This is a genomic window from Alistipes sp. CAG:29, from assembly GCF_000435435.1.
In the GTDB taxonomy this organism is placed as follows: Bacteria; Bacteroidota; Bacteroidia; order Bacteroidales; family Rikenellaceae; genus Alistipes; species Alistipes onderdonkii.
The window spans coordinates 1-1,822 of the sequence record NZ_FR893398.1; the positions used below are offsets into that span (position 1 = coordinate 1).

The 1,822-nt window shown below is 55.0% G+C and carries 3 protein-coding genes; all 3 read right to left on the reverse strand.

The features are described 5' to 3' along the window. Positions 1-297: 297 nt before the first annotated feature. Positions 298-1,071, reverse strand: a complete 774-nt coding sequence (locus QVP03_RS01015) for an N-6 DNA methylase (RefSeq protein WP_022331828.1) — start codon at positions 1,069-1,071, stop codon at positions 298-300. After that, complete coding sequence (locus QVP03_RS01020; RefSeq protein ID WP_022331829.1) at positions 1,064-1,312, reverse strand: DUF7688 family protein; 249 nt, start codon at positions 1,310-1,312, stop codon at positions 1,064-1,066. The genes QVP03_RS01015 and QVP03_RS01020 overlap by 8 nt, the downstream gene beginning before the upstream one ends. Beyond that, on the reverse strand, positions 1,309-1,822 hold a 514-nt coding region (locus tag QVP03_RS01025), incomplete at its 5' end, for a hypothetical protein (protein ID WP_288210582.1). The genes QVP03_RS01020 and QVP03_RS01025, both read right to left, overlap by 4 nt.

The following is a 1,822-nucleotide window of genomic DNA, read 5'->3' on the forward strand; positions in this document are numbered from 1 at the left end:
GCCCACGGGCGGCCGGCCTGAACAGGACGGGCGATCCTTGCCGCTGTCGCCGCGATGTCGGCTACCTTTGCGTCGTGTTGTGAGTGAGAGTACCGCTCCCCCCGGCCGCCGAGTTCGCTTGTCGAGCGACGGCGGACGCGAGCGGGCCGGGCGGCATGGTCGCCCGGCCGCGCGAGTTCAGGGGGCTGCGGCCGGGTCGCCGCGAACGGCAGGCGAAGTCTGCCGGCGGCCGGTTGCCGTTGCGAGAATTTTACGAACAAAAAAAAAGAGAAGCCCGCCTCCCGGCGGGCTTCTCGATCAGAAGAGGTTGAGTTGCACGATCTGCGGTGCTTCAGCAGCCGGTGACTCTGATGTTTTGGCGGGATCGGCCTTTATGCGGCGGCTCTCCCAGACGGCATAGCACAGCGTGTCTTCCCATTCCATTTTGGAAACTTCAGGTATACCCATCAGTTCCGGACGTGGGCGGACACGCCAGGCTCCATAGAAGTAATCTTTGGTCGGCCTAAGCGAATCATGCCAGATAACCTCGCCGTTCACGCCATGCAGGATGAAATTGCAGACCGTCATAAGGGCACAGGTTCGGTCGATGTCCTCGCCACAGCAGTAGTTACCAGGGAATTTCGCATGGGCAGCAATCAAGAACCGGCCGCTACCGCAGGCAGGATCTCCGAAATTCAACCCTTTTCCTGTCAAATCCCGTCCACCACTATTGATGGAAACCATAAAATCAACAATATTCTCTGGAGTAAAAAACTGGCCAGCGTTTGCACGCCGGCCATGTGAGGCAATTTGAGTTTCATAAAGATTCCCGAAGGGGTCGTACCACTCCCCGTCGTCGCGTTCCTTCTTGTTCATCAGGAGTACTATCTCCTGAAAAAGCTCGAAGAAACGCTTGCGAATCTCCAGGTCTTTATATCGGCCGTGAGGCTTCCAGGGATTGTCGAAGCTGAACAGGTCAATGATGAAGGTCAACATATCGTCAAACACCTTGCTGTCGTCTTGGCCATAGGCAAGTGCCGAGAACTTATCCTCAAACGCCTTGTACTCGGCCGGAATCTGGATCTTAGACATGATACACCTCCTTTCCGGGCAGTTTGATCTCACCGCGTTCTACGAACCGGCCGTCACACCATAGCTCGACGGGGCCGAGTTCAAAGCCATGTGATAAGATCCAGTATTCGATATAATCCCGATACTCCTTACCGGTGAAGTTCTTGCCGGTGATATTCCGGAAGATCATCGGAATACTTGTCCACTCCTCGCCTTCGGCCCAAAGGAACGGTTCACCATTTTGTCTGATCTCGTCTCTCATAGCTCCCGATTTTTATAGTTATCGGCAATGAACAGGTCGTCGTTGCTTCGGTACACCTCGATCGTCGGTTTGCCATGATTATCTGTGATAGGCAGAGATTCCACCGTCTCAAGAAGTGTTTCATCCTCGAAGACACAATAGACGGTTTTTCCGGGTTCCGCATCCGGATCAAAACACAGAGGCGTATCCTTGCATTGCGCGGCGATCATGTCGGCTTCTTCCTGATTTTGGGCCGTGACAGTGAAGTGTCTGCGTTCCCAGCTTGTGCATAGCACATCCTGATAAAATTTGTAAATTGGCATAAAATGATTTGCAGTGTTTATCCTCCTGCGCCGGAGTTCTAATGCTGCCGAAACACTCGGAACAGCGATGCGGCCCCAGCCGATCACGGCGACTGCCCGAAGGCAAGGACACGCAAGGAAATATTTACCGACGGCTCGGCCGGAGGGCGCAACGCGCGGATCAATATTTCCGCACCGGGCCCACGGGCGGCCGGCCTGAACAGGACGG

Coding starts and splice junctions, on each gene's coding strand:
- QVP03_RS01015 (WP_022331828.1), bottom strand. CDS start 1,071: ATGTCTAAGATCCAGATTCCGGCCGAGTACAAGGCGTTTGAGGATAAG.
- QVP03_RS01020 (WP_022331829.1), bottom strand. CDS start 1,312: ATGAGAGACGAGATCAGACAAAATGGTGAACCGTTCCTTTGGGCCGAA.